Annotated in this window: 26 protein-coding genes; 18 read left to right on the top strand and 8 right to left on the bottom strand. The window is 66.9% G+C overall.

What is annotated here, in order from left to right; translation table 11 throughout:
- The 9 genes from ACXAID_RS07860 to ACXAID_RS07820 all read left to right on the top strand — a co-directional run.
- The coding region (locus tag ACXAID_RS07860) for an amidohydrolase family protein (RefSeq protein ID WP_475021634.1) at positions 1–916 on the top strand (916 nt) is incomplete at its 5' end.
- Positions 917–1,029: 113 nt separating this feature from the next.
- A complete protein-coding gene (locus ACXAID_RS07855; protein WP_475021633.1) occupies positions 1,030–2,208 on the top strand; it encodes an acyl-CoA dehydrogenase family protein in 1,179 nt (392 codons plus the stop codon).
- A gap of 15 nt (positions 2,209–2,223) precedes the next feature.
- Complete coding sequence (locus tag ACXAID_RS07850) at positions 2,224–2,979, top strand: SDR family NAD(P)-dependent oxidoreductase (RefSeq protein WP_475021632.1); 756 nt, start codon at positions 2,224–2,226, stop codon at positions 2,977–2,979.
- A 6-nt stretch (positions 2,980–2,985) separates the two neighbouring features.
- A complete protein-coding gene (locus ACXAID_RS07845) occupies positions 2,986–4,212 on the top strand; it encodes a CaiB/BaiF CoA transferase family protein (protein WP_475021631.1) in 1,227 nt (408 codons plus the stop codon).
- Entirely contained in the window at positions 4,209–5,009 is an 801-nt protein-coding gene (locus tag ACXAID_RS07840; protein WP_475021630.1) for an enoyl-CoA hydratase/isomerase family protein, read from the top strand. Before ACXAID_RS07845 ends, ACXAID_RS07840 begins: the two co-directional genes overlap by 4 nt.
- Positions 5,010–5,011: 2 nt before the next feature.
- Entirely contained in the window at positions 5,012–6,157 is a 1,146-nt protein-coding gene (locus tag ACXAID_RS07835; protein ID WP_475021629.1) for a thiolase family protein, read from the top strand.
- A gap of 22 nt (positions 6,158–6,179) precedes the next feature.
- Positions 6,180–7,328 (top strand): acyl-CoA dehydrogenase family protein, encoded by a 1,149-nt coding sequence (locus ACXAID_RS07830; protein ID WP_475021628.1) that lies wholly within the window; start codon positions 6,180–6,182, stop codon positions 7,326–7,328.
- Between the two features lie 193 nt (positions 7,329–7,521).
- Positions 7,522–8,172 (top strand): TetR/AcrR family transcriptional regulator, encoded by a 651-nt coding sequence (locus ACXAID_RS07825; RefSeq protein ID WP_475021627.1) that lies wholly within the window; start codon positions 7,522–7,524, stop codon positions 8,170–8,172.
- Positions 8,169–8,669 (top strand): hypothetical protein, encoded by a 501-nt coding sequence (locus tag ACXAID_RS07820; protein WP_475021626.1) that lies wholly within the window; start codon positions 8,169–8,171, stop codon positions 8,667–8,669. Before ACXAID_RS07825 ends, ACXAID_RS07820 begins: the two co-directional genes overlap by 4 nt.
- A gap of 31 nt (positions 8,670–8,700) precedes the next feature.
- On the opposite strand, the gene ACXAID_RS07815 is transcribed toward ACXAID_RS07820, so the two are convergent.
- From ACXAID_RS07815 to ACXAID_RS07785, 7 genes are all read right to left on the bottom strand, one after another.
- Positions 8,701–9,666 (bottom strand): NADPH:quinone oxidoreductase family protein, encoded by a 966-nt coding sequence (locus tag ACXAID_RS07815; protein WP_475021625.1) that lies wholly within the window; start codon positions 9,664–9,666, stop codon positions 8,701–8,703.
- A 5-nt stretch (positions 9,667–9,671) separates the two neighbouring features.
- The gene (locus ACXAID_RS07810) at positions 9,672–10,664 is read right to left on the bottom strand and encodes a phosphotransferase family protein (RefSeq protein WP_475021638.1); all 993 of its coding nucleotides are present in this window, start codon (positions 10,662–10,664) and stop codon (positions 9,672–9,674) included.
- A gap of 35 nt (positions 10,665–10,699) precedes the next feature.
- Positions 10,700–11,998, bottom strand: a complete 1,299-nt coding sequence (locus tag ACXAID_RS07805; protein WP_475021624.1) for an acyl-CoA dehydrogenase family protein — start codon at positions 11,996–11,998, stop codon at positions 10,700–10,702.
- A gap of 15 nt (positions 11,999–12,013) precedes the next feature.
- Complete coding sequence (locus ACXAID_RS07800; RefSeq protein WP_475021623.1) at positions 12,014–12,679, bottom strand: TetR/AcrR family transcriptional regulator; 666 nt, start codon at positions 12,677–12,679, stop codon at positions 12,014–12,016.
- A 130-nt stretch (positions 12,680–12,809) separates the two neighbouring features.
- A complete protein-coding gene (locus ACXAID_RS07795; protein ID WP_475021622.1) occupies positions 12,810–13,766 on the bottom strand; it encodes a TIGR03564 family F420-dependent LLM class oxidoreductase in 957 nt (318 codons plus the stop codon).
- 12 nt (positions 13,767–13,778) lie between these two features.
- Positions 13,779–14,522 (bottom strand): hypothetical protein, encoded by a 744-nt coding sequence (locus ACXAID_RS07790; RefSeq protein ID WP_475021621.1) that lies wholly within the window; start codon positions 14,520–14,522, stop codon positions 13,779–13,781.
- Between the two features lie 5 nt (positions 14,523–14,527).
- Positions 14,528–15,442 carry an NAD-dependent epimerase/dehydratase family protein gene (locus ACXAID_RS07785; RefSeq protein WP_475021620.1) on the bottom strand — a complete coding sequence of 305 codons (915 nt, stop codon included), beginning with the start codon at positions 15,440–15,442 and terminating at the stop codon, positions 14,528–14,530.
- A gap of 111 nt (positions 15,443–15,553) precedes the next feature.
- Between ACXAID_RS07785 and ACXAID_RS07780 the strand changes: the two genes are divergently transcribed.
- A complete protein-coding gene (locus tag ACXAID_RS07780) occupies positions 15,554–16,732 on the top strand; it encodes an acyl-CoA dehydrogenase family protein (protein WP_475021619.1) in 1,179 nt (392 codons plus the stop codon).
- Between the two features lie 4 nt (positions 16,733–16,736).
- Here the strand turns inward: ACXAID_RS07780 and ACXAID_RS07775 are convergent, their stop codons facing one another.
- Positions 16,737–18,191 (bottom strand): aldehyde dehydrogenase, encoded by a 1,455-nt coding sequence (locus tag ACXAID_RS07775; RefSeq protein WP_475021618.1) that lies wholly within the window; start codon positions 18,189–18,191, stop codon positions 16,737–16,739.
- A gap of 196 nt (positions 18,192–18,387) precedes the next feature.
- Here ACXAID_RS07775 and ACXAID_RS07770 point away from each other — a divergent pair, with 196 nt between their 5' ends.
- The 8 genes from ACXAID_RS07770 to ACXAID_RS07735 all read left to right on the top strand — a co-directional run bounded on the left by ACXAID_RS07770 (position 18,388) and on the right by ACXAID_RS07735 (position 25,292).
- Entirely contained in the window at positions 18,388–19,653 is a 1,266-nt protein-coding gene (locus ACXAID_RS07770) for an aromatic ring-hydroxylating oxygenase subunit alpha (RefSeq protein ID WP_475021617.1), read from the top strand.
- Between the two features lie 2 nt (positions 19,654–19,655).
- Positions 19,656–20,000, top strand: a complete 345-nt coding sequence (locus tag ACXAID_RS07765; RefSeq protein WP_475021616.1) for a hypothetical protein — start codon at positions 19,656–19,658, stop codon at positions 19,998–20,000.
- A complete protein-coding gene (locus ACXAID_RS07760; RefSeq protein ID WP_475021615.1) occupies positions 19,997–21,247 on the top strand; it encodes a metal-dependent hydrolase family protein in 1,251 nt (416 codons plus the stop codon). Before ACXAID_RS07765 ends, ACXAID_RS07760 begins: the two co-directional genes overlap by 4 nt.
- A gap of 45 nt (positions 21,248–21,292) precedes the next feature.
- Entirely contained in the window at positions 21,293–21,745 is a 453-nt protein-coding gene (locus ACXAID_RS07755) for a MarR family winged helix-turn-helix transcriptional regulator (protein ID WP_475021637.1), read from the top strand.
- A 73-nt stretch (positions 21,746–21,818) separates the two neighbouring features.
- Positions 21,819–22,859, top strand: coding sequence for a 2Fe-2S iron-sulfur cluster-binding protein (locus ACXAID_RS07750; RefSeq protein ID WP_475021614.1), 1,041 nt, complete (start codon positions 21,819–21,821; stop codon positions 22,857–22,859).
- Between the two features lie 22 nt (positions 22,860–22,881).
- On the top strand, positions 22,882–23,625 hold the full coding sequence (locus tag ACXAID_RS07745) for an SDR family NAD(P)-dependent oxidoreductase (protein WP_475021613.1): 744 nt from the start codon (positions 22,882–22,884) through the stop codon (positions 23,623–23,625).
- A gap of 45 nt (positions 23,626–23,670) precedes the next feature.
- Positions 23,671–24,942: an aromatic ring-hydroxylating oxygenase subunit alpha gene (locus ACXAID_RS07740; protein WP_475021612.1), complete on the top strand. Its 1,272-nt coding sequence runs from the start codon at positions 23,671–23,673 to the stop codon at positions 24,940–24,942.
- A gap of 2 nt (positions 24,943–24,944) precedes the next feature.
- Positions 24,945–25,292 carry a hypothetical protein gene (locus ACXAID_RS07735; protein ID WP_475021611.1) on the top strand — a complete coding sequence of 116 codons (348 nt, stop codon included), beginning with the start codon at positions 24,945–24,947 and terminating at the stop codon, positions 25,290–25,292.
- The last annotated feature ends 17 nt before the right edge of the window (positions 25,293–25,309 follow it).

Here is a 25,309-nt window from a genome sequence, read left to right as displayed (position 1 = left end):
GCAGGCCTACAACGATTGGCATGTCGAGGAGTGGTGCGGGGCGTATCCGGCGCGGTTCATTCCGATGACGTTGCCGGTGATCTGGGATCCGCATGCGTGTGCGGCCGAGATTCGGCGTAACGCTGCCCGGGGGGTGCATTCGTTGACGTTTTCGGAGAATCCGTCGGCGATGGGGTATCCGTCGTTTCATGATTTCGAGTATTGGAAGCCGATGTGGGAGGCGTTGGTCGAGACCGACACGGTGCTCAACGTCCATATCGGGTCCTCGGGGCGGTTGGCGATCACGGCTCCGGATGCGCCGATGGATGTGATGATCACGTTGCAGCCGATGAACATCGTGCAGGCGGCGGCGGATCTGTTGTGGTCGCGTCCGATCAAGGAGTATCCGAGTTTGAAGATCGCGTTGAGTGAGGGCGGTACGGGTTGGATTCCGTATTTCCTGGAGCGGGTGGATCGCACCTATGAGATGCATTCGACGTGGACGGGTCAGGATTTCGGGGGCAAGTTGCCCTCGGAGGTGTTCCGGGAGCATTTCCTGACCTGTTTCATCGCCGATCCGGTCGGGGTGTCCACGCGCAACGAGATCGGGATCGACAACATCTGCTGGGAAGCCGACTACCCGCACAGTGATTCGATGTGGCCGGGGGCCCCCGAGCAGCTGGCCGAGGTGTTCACCACCAACAACGTGCCTGATGCCGAGATCAACAAGATGACCTACGAAAACGCGATGCGCTGGTACAACTGGGACCCGTTCACCCACATCTCCAAAGAACAGGCCACCATCGGCGCGCTACGCAAAGCCGCCGAAGGCCACGACGTCTCCATCCAGGCACTGTCGAACAAGGAGAAGTCCGGCAGCACCTCGTTCGCCGACTTCGCGGCCAGCGCCAAAGAGCTGACCGGCAACAAGGACTGAACACCACCCATTTCGCCGAAATAACATTCCGGCAGCGAAAGTTCGAGTGAGCCGCTGCTGGAATGCCGTTTCGGCGGGGAAGAGAACAAGGAGAGACGGCGATGCCGGGCGGCATGAGTTTTGAGCTGACCGAGGATCAGGAGCTGATCCGCAAATCCGTGGCCGAACTCGCGGGCAAGTTCGACGACCACTACTGGATGGCCAAGGATCAGGCCCACGAGTTCCCGCAGGAGTTCTACGACGCCATCGCCTCGGGCGGCTGGCTCGGCATGACCATCCCCGAGGAATACGGCGGCCACGGCCTGGGCATCACCGAGGCCACCCTGCTGCTCGAGGAGGTGGCCCGCTCCGGTGGCGCGATGAACGCCGCCAGTGCGATCCACCTGTCGATCTTCGGTATGCAGCCCGTGGTCAAACACGGATCCGATGAACTCAAGGCCCGCACCCTGCCCCGTATCGTCGACGGAGACCTGCACGTCTGCTTCGGTGTCACCGAGCCCGGAGCCGGCCTCGACACCAGCCGGATCACGACCTTCGCCAAACGCGAAGGCGACCACTATCGGGTCAACGGTCGCAAGGTCTGGATCTCCAAGGCGCTGGAGTCGGAGAAGATCCTGCTGCTGACCCGCACCGAGACACCCGACGAGCTGGCCAAGCGTGGCGCCAAGAAGACCGACGGCATGACGCTGTTCATGACGGACCTGAATCGCGACAACGTGGACATCCGGCCGATCAACAAGATGGGCCGTAACGCGGTGAGCTCCAATGAGCTGTTCATCGACGACCTGATGGTGCCGGTCGCAGACCGGGTCGGCGAAGAGGGCAAGGGCTTCAAGTACATCCTCGATGGCCTGAACCCGGAGCGGATGCTGATCGCCGCTGAGGCGCTGGGCATCGGTCGGGTCGCGCTGGAGAAAGCCGTCAAGTACGGCAACGAACGATATGTGTTCGACCGGCCCATCGGGATGAACCAGGGGTTGCAGTTCCCGCTGGCGGACTCGCTGGCCCGCCTCGACGCCGCGGAGTTGGTGCTGCGCAAGGCCACCTGGCTCTACGACAACGGCAAGCCGTGCGGCCGGGAAGCCAACACGGCCAAGTATCTCTGTGCCGACGCCGGTTTCGGCGCTGCCGACCGCGCGCTGCAGCTGCACGGCGGCATGGGTTACTCCGAGGAGTACAACGTCTCGCGGTACTTCCGGGAGTCGCGCTTGATGAAGATCGCGCCGGTGAGTCAGGAGATGATCCTGAACTTCCTCGGTGAGCACGTGCTCGGCTTGCCGCGCAGCTACTGAGCCAGGAGCTTCTCGATGGGTTATTTCGACCTCACCGGTCGATCCGCGCTGGTGACCGGCGCCGCCGGTGGAATCGGTTCGGCGGTCGCCGCCGCGCTGGCAGGTGCCGGTGCGGCGGTGTTGGTGACCGACCTGGACCCCGACGCCGCAGCCGCTGTGGCCGAAGGTATCTCGGATGAAGGTGGCCGTGCCGAAGCGACCGCGTTGGATGTGTCCGATCGCGACTCCGCCGATGCCGCGGCGGCACAGGCCGCCGCCCTGGCCGGCGGGTCGCTGCACATCGTGGTCAACAACGCCGGCGTCACCAAACCCGCTATGTTCGACAAGACCACCCAGGAGACGTTCCGGCTGCTGTTCGACATCCACGTGATGGGGGCGTTCAACGTCACCCAGGCCGCGCTGCCGTACATCCCGACCGACGGCAGCGGGCGCATCGTCAACGTCACCTCGGCCGCGGGGCTGACCGGCACCCTCGGGCAGGTCAACTACTCGGCCGCCAAGGCCGGCATCATCGGGTTCACCAAATCGCTGGCCCGGGAGTTGGCGACCAAGGGCATCACGGTCAATGCGCTGGCCCCGCTTGCGGCCACCCCGATGACCGAGACGATCCGTACCAACGAGAAGTTCGCCGCCAACATGATGAACCGCATCCCGATGAAGCGCTGGGCCGAGCCCGCGGAGGTCGCGGGGGCGTTCGTGTTCATGGCCTCCGACGCTGCGTCCTACGTCACCGGCCAGGTGCTGCCGGTCGACGGCGGGATGGTTATGTAGTGGTTCATGACCGCCGATAACAAGGCTGCCGGCCCGCTGTCCGGCATCACCGTGGTGACACTGGAACAGGCCGTGTCCGCGCCGATGTGCACCCGGGTGCTGTCCGACTTCGGCGCCCGGGTGATCAAGGTGGAGAACCCCAAGGGGGGCGACTTCGCCCGCTACTACGACGACGTCGTGCTCGGGCCCGGTGGTCTGGCCGCGCATTTCGTCTGGTGCAACCGCAACAAGGAGTCGGTGGCGATCAACCTGAAGTCCCCCGAGGGACTCGATCTGCTGCACCGGTTGCTCGGCGAGGCCGATGTGCTGGTGTCGAACCTGGCGCCGGGATCGACCGCGCGGCTGGGAATCACCCCGGCGGACATGGCCGAGCGTCACCCCGAGGTGATCGCCGTCGAGATCGACGGGTACGGCCCGGGCGGGCCGTTGTCGCACAAGCGGGCCTATGACCTGCTCATCCAGGCCGAGTCCGGCACCTGCGCGGTGACCGGGCAGGCCGGGGCGCCGGCCAAACCCGGCCCGCCGGTGGCCGATGTCTCCTCCGGTCTGTACTCGGCGCTGTCGATCATGGCACTGCTCTACGCCCGCGACACCGGCCGACGCTCCGGCGGTGGGGGAGTGGCGGTCAGCCTGTTCGACACGATGATGGACGTGATGGGATACCAGCTCACCTACACCCAGCACTCCGGGATCGACCAACAGCCCCTCGGCATGAGCTCACCCGCGGTGGCCCCCTACGGTTCCTATGCCACCGCCGACGGGCAGACGGTCGTGCTGGGCACCACCAACGACGGCGAATGGCGGCGGCTCGCCACAGAGATTCTGCGCCGCGACGATCTGGCCGACGACGAGCGGTTCGCCACCAACGCCGGCCGGGTGGCGAACCGAGCCGTTCTCGACGAGGCCATCGGCGCCTGGTGCGCCGAGCATGACCTCGCCGACATCCAGAAGACCGCCGACGACGCGGGGATCGGGAACTCCCGCTACAACGTCCCCAGCGAGGTGGTGGCCCACCCGCAGCTGCAGGCGCGCGACCGCTGGCGTGAGGTCCAGACCGAGCGGGGCGCGATCCAGGCGCTGCTGCCACCTGCGGTGATCGACGGCTACGAGGCGCCGATGGGTGCGGTGCCGGCATTGGGCCAGCACACCGATGCCGTGCTGTCCGGGATCGGTGTCAGCGCCGAGGATCTCGAGGCGTTGCGGGAGCGTGGCGTGATCGGACCGGCACGATGACCGACAACGAGCGGGTGCTGCTCGTCGACGATGACGACGGCGTGCGCACCCTGACGCTCAACCGGCCGCACCGGCGCAACGCGATCGATGCGCAGCTGTGGGAGGAACTGGCCGACGCGCTGCGGGCGGCGGCCCGCGACGACCTGCGGGCCCTAGTGATCACCGGCGCGGGCGGCGCGTTCTGCTCGGGAGCCGACGTCGGCACCGGCGAGACGATCCATCCGCGGCACAAACTGCGCCGCCTCAGCGAGGTCGCGCTCGCGCTGCACGAACTGGCGGTGCCGACGATCGCGAAGGTGACCGGCGTGGCCGTCGGTGCCGGCTGGAATCTGGCGCTGGGCTGCGATCTGGTGGTCGCGACGCCGGAGTCACGGTTCTGCCAGATCTTCGCCAAGCGTGGACTGTCCGTCGACTTGGGTGGGTCCTGGCTGTTGCCCAAGTTGGTCGGCTTGCAGCAGGCCAAGCGGCTGGTGCTGCTGGCCGACATGATCGACGCGGCCGAGGCGCATTCGATGGGCCTGGTCACCTGGGTCAAGGACGCCGACGAGATCGACGAGTTCGTCACCGGGCTGGCCCGGCGGCTCGCTCAGGGGCCGGCCTTCGCGCTGGCGCAGAGCAAAGCGCTGCTCAACGACGGGGCCAACGCCACCCTGCGGGACGCATTGGCCAACGAAGCCCGGGCGCAACCCGGCAATTTCGCGACGACCGACTCGGCGGAGGCCTACGCGGCGTTCGCCGAGAAGCGGGACCCGGTGTTCACCGGCGACTGGTCGCCCTATCCGAAGACGAAGGAGTAGACATGCGCGACACCGTGATCGTGGAGGCGGTGCGCACCCCTGTCGGGAAGCGCAACGGCGGTCTGTCGGACATGCACGCCGCCGATCTGTCCGCGGTGGTGCTCAACGCACTGGTCGAACGGGCCGGCATCGACCCCGACATCGTCGACGACGTGGTGTGGGGATGCGTCTCCCAGGTCGGCGACCAGTCCAGCAACATCGGCCGCTACTCGGTGCTGGCCGCCGGCTGGCCCGAACACATCCCCGGCACGACCGTCAACCGGGCCTGCGGCTCCAGTCAGCAGGCCCTCGACTTCGCCGTCGCGGCGGTGATGTCGGGCCAGCAGGACGTCGTGGTCGCCGGCGGGGTCGAGGTGATGAGCAGGGTGCCGCTGGGTGCGGCGCGTTCGACCGGGATGCCCTACGGGCCGAAAGTTCTTGCCCGTTACGGTGATTTCTCGTTCAACCAGGGCATCTCGGCCGAACTGATCGCCCAGAAGTGGGGCTTTTCGCGCGCCCGGCTCGACGAGTACTCGGCACGCTCCCACGAACTGGCCGCTGCCGCCCAGGATGCCGGGGCGTTCGAGTCACAGATTCATCCGGTCCTCACCGATGCCGGGCCGGTTTCGGCGGACGAGGGAATCCGCCGTGGCTCCACGCCCGAGAAGCTGGCCGGCCTGAAGCCCGCCTTCAAGGAGGACGGTGTCATCCACGCGGGAAACTCGTCACAGATCTCCGACGGGGCGGCGGCGCTGCTGATCATGGCCGAGGACAACGCGGTTTCGCTGGGTCTGACACCGATCGCGCGTTACCGCGGCGGCGCGGTCACCGGGGCGGATCCGGTGCTGATGCTGACCGGCCCGATCCCGGCGACGGAGAAGGTGCTGCACAAGTCCGGGGTGAGCCTGGACGAGGTCGGGGTGTACGAGGTGAACGAGGCGTTCGCGCCGGTGCCGTTGGCCTGGCTGGCCGAGACCGGCGGCGCCGAGGAGCGGCTCAACCCCCTCGGAGGGGCCATCGCACTCGGGCATCCGCTGGGCGCATCGGGTGCGGTGCTGATGACGCGGATGGTCAATCACATGCGAGACAACGGGATTCGTTTCGGTCTGCAGACGATGTGCGAGGGCGGTGGCACCGCCAACGCCACGCTCGTCGAACTGATCGCGTAGACAGAACGCAGGAGAGGCTGACGTGCGTAGAGATCTGTTCACCGAGGACCACGAGGCGTTCCGTGAGCTCGCCCGCGACTTCGTCGACAAGGAAGTCGTCCCGGACTATCCGCTCTGGGAGAAGGGCGGCCGGATGCCGCGTGAGGTCTTCGAGAGGATGGGTTCGCTCGGCATGCTCGGCGTCGCCATCCCGGAGGAGTACGGCGGTGGTGGTCAGCCCGACTACCGCTACAACGTGGTGCTGCAGGAGGAGGCCGCCCGGGCGCTGGTGACGTTGTCGACCGTGCGCACCCAGCTGGAGGTGATCCTGCCGTACTTCCTGCACTACGCCAACGCCGAGCAGCGTGACCGGTGGTTCCCCGGGCTGGCCTCGGGCAAGCTGCTGACCGCGATCGCGATGACCGAGCCCGGCACCGGGTCGGATCTGGCCGGGATGCGCACCACGGCCGTCCGGGACGGGGACCATTTCATCGTCAACGGGGCGAAGACCTTCATCACCGGCGGGATGCAGGCCGACCTGGTCATCGTGGTGGCCCGCACCTCCACCGATCCGGACAACCGCCGCAAGGGGCTGACCCTGCTGGTGGTCGAGGACGGCATGGCCGGGTTCACCCGCGGCCGGGAGCTGGAGAAGATGGGCTGCAAGGTGCAGGACACCGCCGAGCTGTCGTTCGTCGATGTCCGGGTGCCCGCCGCCAACGTGCTGGGCGAGGTCGACGAGGCGTTCGGTTATCTGGGGCACAACCTGGCCCAGGAGCGGTTGACGGTGGCCGTCGGGTCGGTCGCGCAGGCGCGCTCGGCCATCGTCGCGGCGATCGACTACACCCGCGACCGCAAGGCGTTCGGCACGCCGGTCTCATCTTTTCAGAACACCAAGTTCGAGCTCGCGGCCTGTTCCACCGAAGTCGAGGCGGCCCAGGTGATGCTCGACCGCGCGGTCGCGCTGCACGTCGAGGGTGAGCTCTCCGGGCCGGATGCGGCGCGGGTGAAACTGTTCTGCACCGAGATGCAGCAGCGGGTGGTCGACCGGTGCCTGCAGCTGTTCGGGGGCTACGGCTACATGATGGAATACCCGATCGCCCGGCTGTACACCGATGCCCGGGTCGCCCGCATCTACGCGGGCACCAGCGAGGTCATGAAGGTGATCATCGCCAAGTCACTCGGCCTGTAGTGCCGGCGGGTCACGGCTGTCGCGTCCGGCGGCGCCCGTGACCCGCCAGCACTAGAGACCGAGATTCCGCCGCGCAGTGCCGCTGACCTGCGCCGTTACACCTGCTCGGAAAAATGTTAAGTGAGACGCTTGTCACAGCGGCCAAACCTACCTACTGTGTGTTCACTAGGTTGGTTCAAGCCGAAGGAGTCGAGTGTCAGCCCCCGAGCCCACTGCCGCGCTGGAGTCGTCCAGGCGGCCCTACGCGACCCTGTTCGCCAAGGGCGAGGACCGCAGGCAACGAATCCTGGGCGTGGCCGAGCGCCTGCTCGCCCGCAACGGATGGCGCAACACCTCACTGGCCCAGATCGCCAAGGAGGCCGGCGTCACCCCCGCCGGCCTGCTGCACCATTTCGAATCCAAGGAGCAGCTGCTCAACGCGGTGCTGGATGCGCGTGACGCCGACGACGCCATCCACGCGGACTACCGCAGCGGCGACCTGATCACCGAGATCAGCCGGGTGCCGGAGCGCTTCCGGCGCGAGCCCGAACTGGCCGGGACGTTCACCGTCCTGCTGGCCGAGAACATCGCCCCCGATGCGCCGCTGCACGACCGGCTGCACAAGCGATACCGCGACGCCGCCGACATCGTCACGGCGATCATCGAGCGTGGCCAGCGCAACGGTGACTACCGCAACGACTTCGACGCTGCCAACAAGGCCGTCGAGATCCTCGCCTTCATCAACGGAATGGAGACCCTATGGTTGCTCGATCCATCAATCCCGCTGACCGAGGTGTTCAAGGAGTACGCGGACTCGCTGGCTCGGGAGCTGGAAGGGACAAATCCGGAGCCCAAGTCGATATGAGGTACCGGCTCGATGTGGTGGCGCCGACGGTGCTCGACGCGGTGCGCAACGCCGGTGGCTGGCTCTACGACCGGGTGATGGCGGGCTGGGATGTCACGGTGCTCGTCGGCTCCGACGAAGACGTCCGCCCGTTGGGGATCCTCGGCGCAGCAACCCTGGATCTGGAGTCGGTGCTGGAATCGTGGGAGGAGCGACCGCATCCGCAGACCGTCGCCGTCTCCGCTGACCTGTTCGACCGGGACGAGCGGGTTCGCACCGGTGTGCTCGGCGCACTGGAGCAGGGTGCCACCGAGGTCACACTGTGGGGCCAGCCGCTGCCCGGCGAACTGGACAGCAGCGTGGACTCCGTCGAACACCGGCTCAGCGCCGCTGCCCGCGCTTTCAAGGCCCAGGCGCTCGCGGCGTGCGGAGTGGCCGGTGAGCCGGTCGGCGAGATCGAGACGTTCTGCTCGGGCACGATGGCTTCGGTAGCCGCCGACCTCGTCCCGGCCAGCTGATCCGACCGGCGGGGAAGCGCTCCGCCGCGGCTCAGCTCAGGTCGATCAGCACCTTGCCGATCGCCCGCCCGTCACCGACGTGGCGCAGCGCGGTCGCGGTGTCGTCGAGGGTGTAGACCGCACCGATGTGCGGTGTCACCCGGCCCGACACCAGCAACTCGCGCAACTCCGTCTCATTGCGGTCGAATTCGTCGGCCGGGACGTCCTGGAACTGGAAGCCCAGGACGGTGATCCCCTTGATCAGCACCAGGTTCAGCGGGATGCGGGGAATCACCCCGGATGCGAAGCCGACGGTGACGAATCGCCCGCCGCGCCGCAGCGACCGCAGCGCGGGCTCGCTCAGTTCGCCGCCCACCGGATCGATGACGACGTCGGCACCGTCGGGCAGTGCGCCGCGCAGGGCCCCGCGCAGATCGCCGGCGGTGTGGTCGATCGTGCGGGCTGCTCCGTATTGCGCTGCGACGTCGAGCTTCTCGGCCGAGGAGGCCACCGCAGTCACCGTCGCGCCCAGCGCCACGCCGAGCTGGACCGCGGCCAGTCCCACACCGCCACCGGCCCCCAGCACCACGAGCTGCTCAGCCGCGCGCAACCGGGCCGTCGAGCGCAGCGCGTGATACGCGGTTCGGTGCGCGACGCCGAACGCGGCCGCGGTGAAGTCGTCGATACCGTCGGGAATCCGGGACAGGGTCGCCGCGTCGACCACGACACGTTCGGCGAAGGCGCCCACCATCGCCGTTCCGGTGACCCGGTCGCCGGCGGAGAATCCCGTTGCCGGGGAACCGACTTCGTCGACCACACCGGCGAACTCACTGCCCGGCACGAACGGCGCCGGCACGCCGACCTGATAGGAGCCGGCGACCAGAAGCACGTCGGGGAAGTTGACCGCCGCGGCCGAAACCCGCACCCCGACCTGGTTGCCGGTGGCCGGTGCCGGCGTGTGTTCGGCGACCCGCACGACTTCCGGCGGCCCGTGTTCGGGGCAGACGGCAGCTCGCACGTCGGCTAGCCCCGGTAGTCGGTCGACTCGGCGAGTTCGGCTGCCGAGGCCATCAGGCTGGTGACCACCGGGCCGAACGCCAGGAGCTTCTCGTCGTCACCCGCGCGCTGGAAGCCCTGTTCGAGCACGATGGCCAGCTTCCATTTCGCCAGCACCAGGTAGTAGTCGAGATCGTCGACCTGCCGACCGGCAACCTCCGCGTAGTGAGCGACGACGTCGTCGCGCGCGGGCATCCCGCGCATGTCGACGTAGCCCATCTCCGACGGCTCCGGGTTGGCGGTGTCCTTCGGCCAGGACTGCACCATCCACGCCAGATCGAGTTTCGGGTCACCGACGGTGCCCATCTCCCAGTCCACGATGGCGGCCATCCGGGCTGGTGCGCCGTGGTGGTACATGACGTTGGCGAACTGGTAGTCGCCGTGCATCAGACCGGGGATGAAGTCGAGCGGTTTGTGGGCACGCAGCCATGACGTAGCCGTCTCCAGGCCCGGAAGGTCGCGATTCCTGATGCGCTCCAGGAAGCCGATCCAGCGGTCGACCTGACGTTCGTGGAAGCCGTCCGGTCGTCCGAGATCGGCCAAACCCCTTGCTCGCCAGTCGACCTTGGACAGCAACGCGATGCCCTCGGCCAGCTGATAGCTCAGACCGGGGCGGGTGGCGGGGTCGCTGTCGAACGGCTCGGGCCAGCGCCCGTGGGTGTCCATCGGTGACCAGCCGTCGATGAAACCCATCAGATAGAACGGGCGGCCGAGCACATCAGGGTCGGCGCAGACCCCGACCGCCTTGGTGTGCGGCACCTCGGTGCCGTCCAGCGCCTCGATGATGCGCCATTCCCGCAGGATGCCCTTGTCGCGGTCCGGGGGAGCGCCCGGCGGCGGCATCCGCAGCACGCAGCGTTGCTCACCGCGACGAACCTCGAAGATGACGTTCTGGGTTCCGCCGGACAGGAATCGGGTGGTCAGTGGTTCACCCTTGCCCGGCAGCGCCGCGCCGTCCATCCAGTCGGCCAGCCGGGCGGTGTCGATCTGATCGGTCACCGGTTGCCCACCTCGTGCTCGAGGTACTGGGCGAACTTGGCCTGCGCCGCTTCCCGTTTGGCCGGAATCCACTCGGTCGGCCAGGTGCCGTCGGTCGGTGCGTGGTCCCGCAGGACCTGCTTGGCGACCGTCGCCTTGTGTACCTCGGTCGGGCCGTCGGCCAGTCCCATCACGGCCGCCCCGGTGACCATCCCGAGGAACGGCACCTCGTTGGTGACGCCGAGGGCGCCGTGCACCTGCATGGCCCGCCAGGCGATGTCGTGCAGGACCGTGGGCATCACGACCTTGACCGCCGCGATGTCCTTGCGCACCTTCTTGTAGTCGTTGTACTTGTCGATCTCCCAGGCGGTGTAGAGCACCAGGAGGCGGAACTGCAGCAGCTGGGCGTAGGAGTCGGCGATGTAGCCCTGGACGAACTGCTTGTCCGAGAGCCGGCTGCCCTGGGTCTGGCGACTCAGCGCGCGCTCGCACATCATGTCCAGCGCCTTGCGGGCCAGCCCGATGGTGCGCATCGCGTGGTGGATCCGGCCGCCGCCCAAGCGGGTCTGGGCGATCGCGAAGGCCTGTCCCTCTCCGCCGAGGAGCGCCTCGGCCGGTACCCGCACGTTGTCGTAGTGGATCAGCGCGTGCGAGCCCTCGCCGGGCTGCTCTCCGTAGAGGCCGACGTTGCGGACGATGTTCACCCCGGGGGTGTCGGTCGGCACCAGGAACATCGACATGCCCTGGTAGGCGCTGACCTCGGGGTTGGTGACGACCATGACGATGAGGAACGAGGAGGTGGCGGCGTTGGAGGAGAAGAACTTCCAGCCGTTTATCACCCAGTCGTCGCCGTCGCGCACCGCCGAGGTGGTGAACAGGGTGGGGTCGGCGCCGGCGTGTGGTTCGGTCATCGAGTAGCAGGAGAACAGCTCGCCGTCGAGTAGTGGGCGCAGGTAGCGCTGCTTCTGCTCGTCAGTGCCGTAGTGGGCGATGATCTCGGCGTTGCCGGTGTCGGGCGCCTGGCAGCCGAAGATGATGGGCGCCCACTGGGAGCGGCCCAGGATCTCGTTGAGCAGCGCCAGTTTCAGCTGGCCGTGGCCCTGCCCGCCGAGTTCGGGGCCCAGGTGGGTGGCCCACAGCCCGCGGCTGCGGACCTCTTCCTTGAGCGGGTCGACGGCCTTGCGGCGCATTCCGTCCAGCGGCATGAACTGCTGGTGTGGCCACGCGAGGTCGAGTGGCTCGACCTCCTCCCGGACGAATTCGTCGGCCCAGTCGAGCACCTTCTGGTATTCGGGGTCGGTCTCGAAATCCCACATGTGGCCTCCTTGCCGTTACGGGGTGCGTCGGGCAGTGAATCCGTCGATCACTGTGACGATGTCGGTGGTGACGACGTCGGTGAATGTGCGGGTTCCGAAAGAACCTGCGGCCCAGTGCCGCGCGCCTTCACTGACCAGCGTCCGGGCCAGGTAGGCCAGGTGCGTCACATCCTCGGCGGCGACGGCGGCCCCGAGCTTGCCGTCGGCGGCGGCTCGGGTGAACAACTCGGTGAACATGTCGGGATCGCTGTCCGGTGCAGCACCCTCGGAGAGGATGCGGTGCTCGTGGCGGTAGCCCTCGAGGATGGTTTCGACGACGAGTTCCGGCGGGTTGCGCCGCATCGACTGCTCGAATGCCGTCAGCGCCGCCGAAACCACATCAGGGATGTCGTAGGGCTTGTCCAGCAGTCGGCGGATCGCCTCCTGCGCAGACCGCGTCGACATCACGCCGATTTCGAAGAGCACGTCCTCCTTGCGGGGGAAATAGAAGTAGAACAACGCCTTGGAGACGCCTGCTGCTGTGCAAATGTCGGCCACCGTGGTGGTGGCGTAGCCCTTGGTACGCCACAACGCCATCGCCGCCTGCACGAGCATGCGCTTGGTCTCCGCGGAGCGAGCCCGCTGGAATGATGCGCGGCGTTGACCACGATCAGCGCTCATCGTCTGGTTACTGCGGCCCATACTGCGAATCTAGCAGTGTGATTGAACACTGCCAATAGTTGACCGTCGTCTAACTAACTGGAGCTGTTGAACCCGTCCCCGTCGATCCCCGCCGACGGTGGCCTGCCGGCGGGAATCGGGCCCAGCGTGGTTACAGCGTCGGGCCCAGCGACGCGAGGAACCGCTCGGTCCGCTCTCGGGACGCCCGGCGGGCCGAAGCATCCTCGCCGAGCGGAACCACCCGTGCTGCCAGGTCGGTGACCCCGGCGTCGCGGTAGCGGCGCAGTCGCTCGAGCACGGCGGACTCGGATCCCGCGGCCATGGTGTCGCCGACGTCCTCGGCGTCGCCGTGCTCGAGCAGTCGCACGTAGTTGGGTGAGAAGTGGGCGTGCCCGAGCACCTCACTGGCATGCGCACGAGCAGCGTCGACCTGATCGTCGGTGCACAGTGCGACCGGTACGCCGGCGACCACTCGAGGCGCCGGGCGGCCCGCCGTCTCGGCGGCCGCGTTGATTCGTGGCGCGATGTGCCCGGCGACGGTGCGCTCGTCTGCCATCCAGAGAATGGTGCCGTCGGCGTGTTCACCTGCCAACCGCAGCATCGCCGGCCCAAGGGCCGCGAGGAGCACCGGCGGCCGGGCCATGTCGCTGACATCCACCGGGCTGTGTACCCGGAAGTGCTCGTTCTCGACGTCGACCGAGCCGGGTCCGACGAGGGCGCCCGAGAGCACCTCGAGGTAGTCGCGCAGTAGTCGGGCCGGGTGTCCGTAATCGATGCCCAGTTGGCCGTCGATGATCCAGTCGTGGGAGACGCCCAGCCCGAGGGCGAAACGGCCGGCGCAGGCGGCCTGCGTGGTCAGGGCCTGCTGGGCCATGATCATCGGGTGGCGGGTTTGGATCGGGACGACGGCGGTGCCCAGTTCGATCGTCGCGGTCCGGGCGCCGAGTAGCGCCAGGGCCGTCATCGCGTCGAGGTAGCCGGGAACCTGCGGGAACCAGAACGAGGTGAACCCGCCGGCCTGCGCGGCAACGCCGTCGGCCAGGAGTCCGGCGAGTCGTTCGCTGCGGGGTCGTTCCTTGTCGCTGCCGACCATCAAGCCGATACGCATGCCTCGTCCTTCTCACGGGACATGGCGGTCCCATTCATGGGCCACGACGGGGTGAAACGGCGCTGCCAGCAGGGGTTCCGTCCCGGCCTGTCGCCATCGTCGTCGCAGTGTCGGTGCGAGTAACCGCGCCGTGGCGACCGGGTCGTCGTCGAGAAAGATATAGCTGAGGTGCTGGCCGGGTGGCGCGCTGCCCAGTCGGGCGTCGACGTCCATCGTGGTCGTCGACCAGACCCCGATCACGCCGGGTACGTCGAGCAGCTCGGGCGCAGGCGCGGATTCGTGTTCGAGCAGCAGGAACACGCCCCGTACCGGCCACCAGGGCAGCACATCGGAGCCCACCTTGACCCGCGGCGCCGCCGACTTGGCGGTCACCGTGCAGACCGCGCGCTGCACGGGAGGCAGCAGTGAGAGTTTGCGGCCGGCCTCGCCGAGCGCGGACGACAACTGCATGAACGGGGTCATCCCGCCGGGGTTGCTGAAGAAGTAGGTCATGACATGGTCCACTGCCGCCAGGCGGTCGTCTCCGGGCAGCCGTGCCTGGCGGCATTCGGGTGTCGACACCAAGCGCAGTGATGCCCGGACCGTCGTCAGCCGGTGCTGTTCGGGGCGGTGGTCGAGGGTGTGCCAGCGCAGATAGTCGGCATCGAGGCCGTCCGGATGGCGGGTGGCCATCGACACGAACAGCGTGGATATGTCGCCGCTCCCGGTAGCAAGGATGGAGTCGACCTCGTCGGAAGGAATTCCGGGCAGCTGCATCGTGGTCAGCTTTCTGCGGGGGTGTCGGCGAGGTCGACCTCTGGATGGCGTGCAATGATCATCCGCCGGAACCCTTGACGCCAGGGGACCTTCGTGGTTCCCAGCAGCTCATGCATGTAGCTCACGTCGGGCCATAGTGGGGTGTGCGCCTCGGCGGTGTATTCGAAAACCGGCTCGATGCCGACCAGTTCGCCCATGTAGCGGCAGTAGTCCTCGACGCTGACGGTTTCGCTGCCCGCCCAGTTCACCACCACCGGCGGCGACGTCGCGACCTCCATGGCTCGAATGCCCAACTCGACGTAGTCATCCTCGTAGATCGGGTTGTAGTTGTTCGGTGCGTCGGGATGTAGCCGGATGGGTCTGCCGGTGAGGATGGCGTCGAGCCGGTCAGCGGGTGCGCCGCCTTCGGGCCCGTAGGTGGAGCAGATCCGGATGACGGTCAGTGGGATGCGGTGGCGCCGGGCGATCCACCCGCACACCGCTTCGGCGGCGACCTTCGAGAAGCTGTAGTTGGCCCGTAGCGGTACCCCAGGCGGGTCTGCTTCGGTGAGTGGGCGCCGGCCCTGATATGCGTAGATCGATCCGGTGGAGCACAGCACGAATCCCTTGGCGGCGCGGCAATGGTAGAGGAGCTCGCCGGAGTTGTGGGCGTTGGCCTCGAGGCAGTCCGGCCAGCTGTCGAGCCCAGGGTCGACGGCGGCATGGAAGACATATGTGAAATCGTCGGGGAGGCAGGAGAAGTCGCCGGAGCGCATATCCATCGACACCGGCCTCACTCCGGCGTCGACCAGTCTGTCCCGGGTCACCGGATCCCGCAGTCGCGCGGCGCCCCACACCTCGTTGCCGGCAGCGAGCGCTCGCGCGATGGGGAAGGCGATCTTGCCGGTGGCTCCGGTGATGAGGATCTTCTCTCCGAGCACTCCGGGCACTCCTCCCGATGTTCGGCGCCGCGATTACCGCCTCTAGTCATACCGCATCAGGTTCTCTAGTGTTAAGTACTTGATATAGCCGGCCGTCGACCTGGGGGACTCGTGCAACTGACATTCGACGACTCCGTCGAGGCGTTCCGTGCCGAGTTCGTCGCGTTCCTCGACGCCCACCTGCCCGCGGAGGCAGAGGCGGTTTCCGAGCGATCGCGGTCGACCGCGCATGTGCCGCAGTGGGCGGCGAGCTGGCAGCGTGTGCAGTTCGACCACGGGTGGTTGCTGCCGGGGAATCCGCCCGAGTTCGGCGGGCGCAACGCCGGGATTCTCGAGCAGTTCGTCCATCGCGAGGAACTGGCGAGACGCCGGATCTACCACTCGTTCAACCCGCAGGGCGTCGGAATCATCGCAGCGTCGCTGCTGAGTTTCGGCACTGCCGAACAGAAGTCGCGGTGGGCTGTTCCGATCCTGCGCGCCGAGATCACCGCGGCGCTCGGGATGAGCGAGCCGGGAGCGGGGTCGGACCTGGCCGGGTTGCGCACCCGCGCGACGCAGCAGGGCGACGAGTTCGTCGTCACCGGGCAGAAGGTCTGGACATCCGGCGCCCACGACGCCGACGTTCTGCTGACCTTCGTGCGCACTGACCCCGACGCCCCCAAGCACAAGGGGATCAGCGCACTGCTCATTCCAGCCGACTCGCCGGGCGTCGAGCGCCGTCCCTTCGCCAGCGTTCATGACCGAAACAGCCTGGATTTCAACGAGGTGTTCTTCAATGAGGTCCGCGTGCCTGCCGAGAACCTCGTGGGTCCGCTGCACGGCGGCTGGAAGGTCGCCAACGGATCGCTCGGCCATGAGCGCACCCTGATGTGGATGGCGTTCGCGGACCGGCTCGCGCAGACACTGACCGAGCAGCGGCCGGACGCTGGGCTGGCTCGGGATCAATTCGCCACCAGCGTGATGGACCTCCACGCACTGCGGCTGCTCGGCTCTGCGGCTCTGGGCCAGGCGGCTCGGGGTGAGCGTGACGTGCCGGCGGTCTCGGTGCTCAAGGTGCTCGGGTCCGAGGCGGAGCAGAACGCCTATCGGCAGGTGCTGGAGGCTGTCGGCATCGAGGCGCTGCGTGAGCCCGCGGTCACCGCATCGTTCAACCCCTACGGGCCGGAACAGTTCACCGCGGGCTGGTTCACCCGCTACATCGGTAGCTTCGCGGGCACCATCGCCGGTGGCACCTCGGAGATCCAGCGCAACATCATCGCGCAGCGGATTCTCGGCCTGCCGGCACGCTGACCGCTCAGCTTTGCGCGCGGGCGGCCACGGCAATCGATTTGGTCACGGTGTAGCCGTCGATGCCTTCGCGTCCGAGTTCGCGGCCGTAGCCGCTGGCCTTGACGCCGCCGAACGGAGCAAAGGGATCCATCGGGTAGCCCTGGTTGACCCCGAATGTGCCGGTGCGGACGGCGTCGGCGACTGCGACGCCACGGTCGTCGTCCTCGGTCCACACCGAGCCTGCCAGCCCGTACTCGGAGTCGTTGGCCACGGCGATCGCATCGTCGACGTCGGTATAGGCGATGACGGTCAGCACCGGGCCGAAGATCTCCTCGCGAGCGATCGCCATCGAGTTGTCGGCGTGGTCGAACACGGTGGGTTTCACATACCAGCCGCGCTCGATGCCGTCCGGCATGCCCTCGCCGCCGGTCACCACTCGGGCGCCGTCGCGCACGCCCTGCTGGATGTAGCCGGTGACGCGATGTTGTTGGCGCTGCGCGACCAAAGGTCCGACCTGGGTCGCAGTGTCGGTCGGGTCGCCCACGAGCAGCGAATCCACCTCTGCGGCGAGGGCGTCGGTGAACTCGGTGGCACGGCTGCGTGGGACCAGAATTCGGGTCAGCGCGTTGCAGATCTGTCCGCTGTTGGACAGGCTCGCTGAGCGCACGCCTGTGGCGACGGCGGCGGGATCGGCGTCGTCGAGAACGATGGCCGCGGACTTGCCGCCCAACTCGAGGCTCACCCTGCGCAGGCCGGCGGCGCAGGCTGTCGCGACGGTGCGTCCCGCTGCCGTGGAGCCGGTGAAGGACACCTTGTCGACACCGGGATGCCCGACCAGGGCCTCGCCCACCGTGCGGTCCCCGGGCAAGACGCTCACCACGCCGGGTGGCAACCCGGCCTCGGCGACGATCTCGGCCAGAAGTTGCGCGTTCAGTGGCGACTCGGGGGCCGGTTTGACCAGGACTGCGCAGCCGGCGAGCAACGCCGGAATCAGTTTGGTCACCACGAGGAACTGCGGCATGTTCCACGGCACGATCGCGCCGATGACGCCGACCGGCTCGTGGGCGACGGTGATGTCCGAACCGAACAGACCGGCGCGGGTTTCCCGCCAAGGGTAGGACTCGGCCAGATCGCAGAATGCGCCCATCATCATCGCGGGTAGCCCGACCTGGGCGCGCTGGGCGAAGCTGATCGGGGCGCCGATCTCAGCGGTGATGAGGTCGGCCATCTCCGAGCGCCGGTCGCCGTAGATCTTGGTCAGTCGGCGGATGGCATCGATGCGCTCGGCGGGATCCGTCCGTGGCCACGGGCCTTCGTCGAACGCCGTGCGTGCGGCCCGCACCGCGAGGTCCACGTCGTCGGGTCCGGCCGCCGCCACCCGCGCCACGGTGGCCTCGGTGTGTGGCGAGATGACCTCGATCTGCGCGCCGGTGCTGGGACCGCGCCAGGTCCCTCCGATGAACAGCTCGTCAGTGCGCACGCTGTCAGCCCCCGATCCGTTTCGAAACGATCAATATCAACTACTTGCGATTAGTGAGGCGAGCATATACCGTCGGCCATGCCGTCTCCTGCGGAATGGCGAAAAGGCAGCTGTGCGTAGCTGTTTGCCCGAGGTTGAATCTCACCGCCTCGTGCGTGGACGGTGAGGCAGGAATTGCAGTCGAGGAGGAGACGCCGTGGCCCGATTCCCGAAGCCGGCAGAAGGCAGCTGGACCGAGCACTACCCGGAGTTGGGGACGGGCCCGGTGTCCTATCGCGACTCCGTAGACCCCCAGTTCTACGAGGTGGAACGCAAGGCGATCTTCAAGCGCGCCTGGCTCAACGTCGGCCGGGTCGAGCAGATCCCGCGCAAGGGCAGCTACTTCACCAAGGAACTCAAGGTCGCCAACACCTCGATCATCGTCGTACGCAACACCGCTGGTGAGGTGAAGGCCTACCACAACATCTGCCGTCATCGGGGCAACAAGCTGGTGTGGAACGACATGCCGCAGGAGGAGACCAGCGGGGTTTGCCGGCAGTTCACCTGCAAGTACCATGCCTGGCGCTACGACCTCGACGGCAATCTGACCTTCGTGCAGCAGGAAGGCGAGTTCTTCGACCTCGACAAGGATCGCTACGGCCTGGTGCCTGTGCACTGTGCGGTCTGGGCGGGCTTCATCTTCGTCAACTTCGCGCGCGAACCCGAGCAGTCGCTGCGCGAGTTCCTCGGGCCGATGATCACCGACCTCGAGGGCTACCCGTTCGACAAGATGACCTCGCGGTGGCACTACCAGTCCGAGGTCAAGGCGAACTGGAAGCTCTACATGGACGCGTTCCAGGAGTTCTATCACGCGCCTGTCCTGCATGCGAACCAGTCGCCGACGGCGTATTCGAAGGCCGCTGCGCAAGCTGGATTCGAGGCACCGCACTACCGCATCGAGGGTCCGCACCGGCTGGTCAGCACCTCCGGTATCCGGGCCTGGGAGATGGCCGAGGAGATGCGCAAGCCGATCGAGGACATCTGTCAGAGCGGGCTTTTCGGACCTTGGGACAAGCCGGATCTCGGCGAGATGCCCGCCGGGCTGAACCCGGCGAAGTGCGACCCGTGGGGGCTGGATTCGTTTCAGCTGTTCCCGAATTTCGTCCTGCTGTTCTGGGGGCAGGGCTGGTATCTCACCTACCACTACTGGCCGACGTCGTACAACACGCACATCTTCGAGGGCACGGCCTATTTCCCGCAGCCACGCACCCCGCGCGAGCGGATCGCCCAGGAGCTCGCGGCGGTGTCGTTCAAGGAGTACGGCCTGCAGGACGCGAACACCCTGGAGGCCACCCAGAGCATGATCGAATCGGAGGTGCTCGACGATTTCCTGCTGTGCGATCAAGAGGTGCTGATCCGGCACCTGCACAAGGAGACGGCGGCCTGGGTGGAGGACTACCAGCGTAAGACGGCGGAGGTCTGACCATGACGAGCATCGATGCCAAGGCGATGCTGCCGCCCGAGTTCGCCGATCTGGAAGAGTTCTCCGATTGGTGCCTCGGGTCGGAAGGCGAGCGTTATGCCAAGCGGCTGGCCAGCTCGATGAAGGAGATGCAGGCCTTCTACGACGCCGTCACGGCGCGCGCCGAGGAAGCCATCGCGTATTGCGACAAGTTCTCCCTCGACGATCTGCCCGAGGACGTGCTGAACCTGATGCATTTGCTGTATTCGATGATCATGGTGTCCTTCCCGGTCGAATGCTGGAAGCAGCCGCGGGTTCCCGACTCCGGCGCAACGACCCTGGACTGCGACGCCGAGCCCGTTCCGTGACAGGCGCTGCAGTCACGATCCTGCGCGCCGCCCGGTGGGCCGACATCGACAGCGGCGTGGTCCGCACACCCGCTGTGCTGGTGATCGAAGGCAACAAGATCGCGTCGATCAACCCGGCCACCGAGCCCGCCGACCCGCAGCACGACATCGACCTCGGAGACGTCACCCTGCTGCCGGGGCTGATGGACATGGAACTCAACCTGCTCATCGGTGGTCCAGGCGGCCCCGAGGGCCTGCCCAGCCCGATGCACGGGGTGCAGGACGATCCCGCGTACCGGACGTTGCGCGGCGCGGTGAACGCCCGCACCACCCTCGATGCCGGCTTCACCAGCGTGCGCAACCTGGGCCTCATGGTCAAGACCGGCGGTTACCTACTCGATGTCGCGCTGCAACGCGCCATCGACCAGGGCTGGCATGTGGGGCCGCGGATCTTTCCGGCCGGGCATGCGGTGACCCCTTACGGCGGGCACCTCGACCCCACGGTGTTCCAACGGCTCGCGCCCGGCGTCATGCCGCTGTCGGTGGCCGAGGGCATCGCCAACGGGGTAGCCGACGTCCAGGCCTGCGTGCGCTACCAGATTCGCCACGGCGCCAAGCTGATCAAGGTGTCAGCCTCGGGCGGGGTGATGTCGCACAGCACCGCGCCGGGCGCGCAGCAGTACTCCGATGCCGAGTTCGCCGCGATCGCAGACGAAGCCCACCGGGCCGGGGTCCGGGTCGCCGCGCACGCCGTGGGGGACAGCGCGGTCAGGGCGTGTATCCGGGCGGGGATCGACTGCATCGAACACGGGTTCCTCGCCAGCGACGACACCATTCAGATGATGGTCGACCATGGCACCTTCCTGGTGTCGACGACGTATCTGACCGAGGCGATGGCCATCGACCGGATCGCCCCGGAGCTCCGGAAGAAGGCCGAAGAGGTCTTCCCGCGGGCGCAGTCCATGCTGCCCAAGGCGATCGCGGCCGGAGTGCGGATCGCGTGCGGTACCGATGCCCCGGCGGTCCCGCACGGACAGAACGCCAAGGAGCTTTGTGCGCTGGTCGCTCGGGGAATGACGCCGATGCAGGCCCTGCGTGCCGCGACTGTCACCAGCGCCGAGCTCATCGACGCCGATGACGAGCTGGGCCGGCTCGCCCCGGGCTACCTCGCCGACGTCATCGCCGTGCCAGGGGACCCTTCCCAGGACATCGAGACCACCCTCGACGTGCGCTTCGTGATGAAGGACGGCATGGTCTACAAGCGCTAACGTCGAGGAATGGAGCAGCGCATGAAGGCCGAGCCGGAGTTGGGTATCGAGCTGACCGGCAACATCCTTTGGCTGCTCAAGCAGGCCTTCTACTTCTCGCTGACCACCGTCAACGACGCGGTCAGCGACCACGGCGTCAGCACCGCGCAGATCGGCGTGCTGCGCCAGCTTTTCAATGAGCCGGGACTGTCCGGAGCGGAGCTGGCTCGACGGTTGCTGATCAGTCCCCAGGGTGTGCAGCTCGCGCTGACCGCACTCGAGAAGCGTGATCTCGTCGAGCGTCGGCAGGACCCGCAGCATGGGCGGATCCTGCGGGCTTTCCTGACCGAGCAGGGCCGCAAGGTGGCCGAAGCGGTCGTGCACGACGCAGTCGCCGCGCATGACGAGGTGTTCGGTGTGCTCAGCGATGCGGAACAGAAGACGTTGCGGGATCTGCTCGGCCGTGTGGTCGAGCAGGGCACTGGGCACAAGTTGTATCCCGATCACGTGGACAACTAGCGGCGCCGTCCGGTGGGGTCCGTCTATCGCAAGTACTTGAGGTCAATGACAAGTACTTGATAACATTGCGGCGATGGCCGACGACAGCACCACCGACACCTTTGCCCCGCTGCGGATCAAGCGGGTGGTCCGAGAGACTTCGGATGCGGTGTCGCTGGTGCTCGACGTGCCCGAGCACTGCTCTGCGCGGTACCGGTACCAAGCCGGCCAGTTCCTCACCCTGCGGGTCACCGTGGACGGCCAGGATCTGCGCCGGTGCTATTCGATGTCGTCCGCACCCGTCGAGGACGAGCTGCGGATCACCATCAAACGGGATCCCGGGGGGCTGGTGTCCAACTGGATCAACGACACCGCCGCAGCCGGCCTCGAATTGCACGCGGCACCGCCCGAGGGGAGATTCGTCCTCCGCGAGGGGCCTTCAAGCGACGACGAGTTGGTCGCCTTCGCCGGTGGTAGCGGGATCACCCCCATCATGTCGCTGATCCGAACCGTGCTGACCGGGTCGCCTCGTCGAGTCAGGTTGTTCTATGCCAATCGCGCCCGCGATTCGGTGATCTTCTCCGAGGCGCTGCAGCGTCTCGTGGCGCTGTATCCCGATCGGCTTGTCGTCGAGCATCACTTCGACGAGGACGCCGGCGTGGTGACGCCGACGGCGGTCAAGGCTTTCGTCAGCCGGGTCGGCGCGGTCGGTGCGGCCGACTACTACATCTGCGGTCCGGGCCCGTTCATGGAGACGATCGAGTCCGCCCTGGCCGCGGCCGGCGCTCCCGGCAAGCGGGTACATCTCGAGCGGTTCACGGTGGCGGAACCGACTCCGGACCTGGTCGGAGAAACAGCAGTCACCGAAGAGGTCGTCATCGAACTCGACCGAAAGGTGACCGAAGCGACCTACCGTCAAGGGGAGACGCTGCTGCAGACCGCGCGCATGTCCGGGCTGAAGGCTCCGTCATCGTGTGAAACAGGCTCCTGCGGAACCTGTATGGCGCGGGTGGTCGAGGGGAGTGCCCGCATGCTCAACAATGACGCGCTGGAGCCGGACGAGGTGGAGGAGGGCTGGGTTCTGACGTGTCAGTCGCTTCCCACCAGCCGAAGGGTGCATGTGGTCTATGAATAGCATTTCTGCTGAGCATGATTCGATGGCCAGGGTCGCTGTCGTGACCGGCGGTGCGTCGGGCATGGGGGAAGCGACCTGCCACGAACTCGGCCGCCGCGGGCACAAGATTGCCGTTCTCGACGTCAACGGCGACGCCGTGCAGCGGGTCGCCGAGGAATTGAGGGGCCAGGGAGTGGTGGCTCTGGGGGTGGCGGTCGACGTCACCGACCGTGCCGCTGTCGACGATGCGTTCGCGAAGGTGCGCACGGAGCTGGGGCCGGTGCACATCCTGGTCACGAGCGCCGGTCTGGTGGATTGGGCTCCGTTCGTGGAGATCTCACCGGAGCGGTGGCGGCAAGTGGTGGACGTGAACCTGAACGGGACTTTTCACTGCGCCCAGGTTGCCGTGCCGGACATGCTCGAGGCCGGCTGGGGTCGGATCGTGATGATCTCCTCGTCGAGTGCCCAGCGCGGATCGCCGAAGATGGCGCACTACGCAGCGTCCAAAGGTGCGCTGATCTCGTTGACCAAGTCGCTGGCGCGCGAGTACGGGGCCATGGGCATCACCGTGAACAACATCCCGCCCTCGGGTATCGAGACGCCGATGCAACACAAATCCCAGGCGGCCGGCTATCTACCCCCTAACGAACAGATGGCCGCCAGTATCCCGGTCGGTCATCTCGGGACCGGGCAGGACATCGCAGCCGCCGTCGGATTCCTGTGTTCGCCGGAGGCCGGCTTCATCACCGGCCAGGTGCTCGGCGTCAACGGCGGATCGGTGTTGTGATGTGCGCCGGATCTTCGGAAAAGCAACGACGACAGGGAGATGCACATGGGTCGGTGGCCTAAGCCCACGGAGGGCAGCTGGACCGAACACTATCCCGAGCTCGGTACCGGGCCGGTGTCGTTCCGGGACTCGACCTCGCCGGAGTTCTACGCACTCGAGCGAGAAGCGGTGTTCAAACGCGCGTGGCTGAACGTCGCCCGTGTCGAGGAGCTCCCGCGCGTCGGCAGCTACCTGACCAAGGACATCGACGCGGTCGGTACCTCGGTGATCGTCGTGCGAGGCAAGGACGATGTGATCCGAGCCTTCTACAACATCTGCCGGCACCGCGGAAACAAGCTGGTGTGGAACGACTACCCGCAAGAAGAGGTGAAGGGCACCTGCCGCCAGTTCACCTGCAAGTACCACGGCTGGCGTTACGGGCTGGACGGTGAGTTGACCTTCGTGCAACAGCCTGGCGAGTTCTTCGATCTCGACCCCGCCAAGTACGGTCTGGCACCGGTGCACTGCGACATCTGGAATGGTTTCATCTTCATCAACTTCGACCGGGAGCCCCGCCAGTCGTTGCGCGAATTCCTCGGCCCGATGATAACGGCCCTGGACGACTATCCGTTCGAGATGATGACCGAGCGTTACGATTTCGTCGCGCACAACAACAGCAACTGGAAGATCTTCGCCGACGCCTTCCAGGAGTACTACCATGTTCCGTCGCTGCACTCGCAGCAGGTGCCCACCGCGGTGCGCCAGCCCAACGCGACATTCGAGTGCGGCCACTTCCAGATCGACGGGCCGCACCGCCTGGTCTCCACCGCCGGCACCCGACGTTGGTTGCTCGACCCGGAGTACATGTACCCCGTCGAGCGGGCCACCCGCAGCGGGCTGGTCGGGCCGTGGCGCACGCCCGAGACACACCAGTCGGCCGGGCTCAACCCGGGCGGGATCGAACCGTGGGGCATCACCAACTTCCAGATCTTTCCCAATCTGGAGATCCTGATCTACCACGGCTGGTACCTGCTCTACCGCTACTGGCCGACCTCGCACAACACCCACAAGTTCGAGGCCTACAACGCCTTTCATCCGGCCCGCACGGTGCGCGAACGCATCGAGCACGAGGTGGCTTCGGTCGTGCTCAAGGAATTCGCCCTGCAGGACGCCGGCATGCTCGGTGGCACGCAGGCGGCACTGGAGTACGGCCTGGACGAGCCGATAGTCGACGACTACCCGCTCAACGATCAGGAGATCCTGGTGCGACATCTGCACAAGGTGGCGGTCGACTGGGTCGAGGAGTACAAGTCCGAACGCCGTCCGGTGGGGGTGTGACAATGCCTGGTACGACGACGGCCAAGAGCTTGCCAAGCACATTCGCGGAGTTCGAACCTTTCGCCGAGAAGTGGTGTCTATCTACCGAACCAGAGCGGTGGGAGACTCGGCTGAATACCCCGATGCCGGAGATCCACGAGTTCTACGACGCTTTCGCGCCGCGATTCGAAGAGGCGATCGACTACTGCGACAAGTTCCCTCTCGACGACATTCCCGACGACGTGCTGAACCTGCTGCACCTGATCTATTCGATGATCATGGTGTCGATGGCCGTCGAGGTCTTCGGCACCCAGAAACCGGTCGACTCCGCCGACGCCGTCATCGACCGCGTCAGCGCACCGGTACCGTGAACCGCCCCGCGGCGGGA

The organism is Mycobacterium sp. ABE4_509 (genome assembly GCF_056160785.1).
The sequence above is the reverse complement of the archived record's forward strand: the minus strand, read 5'-3'. Positions and strand labels throughout refer to the sequence as shown.

What these genes read in the sequence shown, in the direction of transcription:
- ACXAID_RS07855 (WP_475021633.1), top strand. Translation starts at nt 1,030, where the DNA reads ATGAGTTTTGAGCTGACCGAGGATCAGGAGCTGATCCGCAAATCCGTG.
- ACXAID_RS07850 (WP_475021632.1), top strand. Translation starts at nt 2,224, where the DNA reads ATGGGTTATTTCGACCTCACCGGTCGATCCGCGCTGGTGACCGGCGCC.
- ACXAID_RS07845 (WP_475021631.1), top strand. Translation starts at nt 2,986, where the DNA reads ATGACCGCCGATAACAAGGCTGCCGGCCCGCTGTCCGGCATCACCGTG.
- ACXAID_RS07840 (WP_475021630.1), top strand. Translation starts at nt 4,209, where the DNA reads ATGACCGACAACGAGCGGGTGCTGCTCGTCGACGATGACGACGGCGTG.
- ACXAID_RS07835 (WP_475021629.1), top strand. Translation starts at nt 5,012, where the DNA reads ATGCGCGACACCGTGATCGTGGAGGCGGTGCGCACCCCTGTCGGGAAG.
- ACXAID_RS07820 (WP_475021626.1), top strand. Translation starts at nt 8,169, where the DNA reads ATGAGGTACCGGCTCGATGTGGTGGCGCCGACGGTGCTCGACGCGGTG.
- ACXAID_RS07810 (WP_475021638.1), bottom strand. Translation starts at nt 10,664, where the DNA reads ATGGACGGCGCGGCGCTGCCGGGCAAGGGTGAACCACTGACCACCCGA.
- ACXAID_RS07805 (WP_475021624.1), bottom strand. Translation starts at nt 11,998, where the DNA reads ATGTGGGATTTCGAGACCGACCCCGAATACCAGAAGGTGCTCGACTGG.
- ACXAID_RS07800 (WP_475021623.1), bottom strand. Translation starts at nt 12,679, where the DNA reads ATGGGCCGCAGTAACCAGACGATGAGCGCTGATCGTGGTCAACGCCGC.
- ACXAID_RS07795 (WP_475021622.1), bottom strand. Translation starts at nt 13,766, where the DNA reads ATGCGTATCGGCTTGATGGTCGGCAGCGACAAGGAACGACCCCGCAGC.
- ACXAID_RS07790 (WP_475021621.1), bottom strand. Translation starts at nt 14,522, where the DNA reads ATGCAGCTGCCCGGAATTCCTTCCGACGAGGTCGACTCCATCCTTGCT.
- ACXAID_RS07765 (WP_475021616.1), top strand. Translation starts at nt 19,656, where the DNA reads ATGACGAGCATCGATGCCAAGGCGATGCTGCCGCCCGAGTTCGCCGAT.
- ACXAID_RS07750 (WP_475021614.1), top strand. Translation starts at nt 21,819, where the DNA reads ATGGCCGACGACAGCACCACCGACACCTTTGCCCCGCTGCGGATCAAG.
- ACXAID_RS07745 (WP_475021613.1), top strand. Translation starts at nt 22,882, where the DNA reads ATGGCCAGGGTCGCTGTCGTGACCGGCGGTGCGTCGGGCATGGGGGAA.
- ACXAID_RS07740 (WP_475021612.1), top strand. Translation starts at nt 23,671, where the DNA reads ATGGGTCGGTGGCCTAAGCCCACGGAGGGCAGCTGGACCGAACACTAT.
- ACXAID_RS07735 (WP_475021611.1), top strand. Translation starts at nt 24,945, where the DNA reads ATGCCTGGTACGACGACGGCCAAGAGCTTGCCAAGCACATTCGCGGAG.